This window comes from Cedecea sp. B1(4) (assembly GCF_059414925.1).
Map to the genome: position 1 here is coordinate 1 of NZ_JCAHMZ010000282.1, position 356 is coordinate 356.

1 protein-coding gene is annotated in these 356 nt (G+C 61.2%); it reads left to right on the forward strand.

Annotated elements, in window-relative coordinates; genetic code table 11:
• Nucleotides 1–181 (forward strand): DUF932 domain-containing protein (locus tag ACR6JA_RS22950; protein ID WP_494599800.1); only part of this gene is annotated, 181 nt, incomplete at its 5' end.
• Between the last annotated feature and the right edge of the window lie 175 nt (nt 182–356).

Sequence of the window (356 nt, forward strand, 5' to 3'; positions counted from 1 at the left end):
TGCGGATCTGTGGTCCACGTTCAACCGGGTCCAGGAGAACCTCGTCAAAGGTGGCCTGACCGGCCGCGGTGCCAACGGGCGCCAGCAGCGCACACGACCTGTCCAGGGCATCGACCAGAACGTCCGACTCAACCGGGCACTCTGGCTGCTTGCGGAAGGCCTGCGCAAGCTGAAAGCCTGACCCTCAAGCGGATCGTGCCCATCGCGGCATGGTCCGCTTCTTCTTTGTCGGGGCTCCCACCCGGCACTTCGCCAAAGCCCAATTTACGCTGCTACGCCCGTATGCCATTATTGATCCGGCCATGAAATATCGAACTCACGCTGCATAGCGGACCGGTTTGTGGTGAAAGTATGCG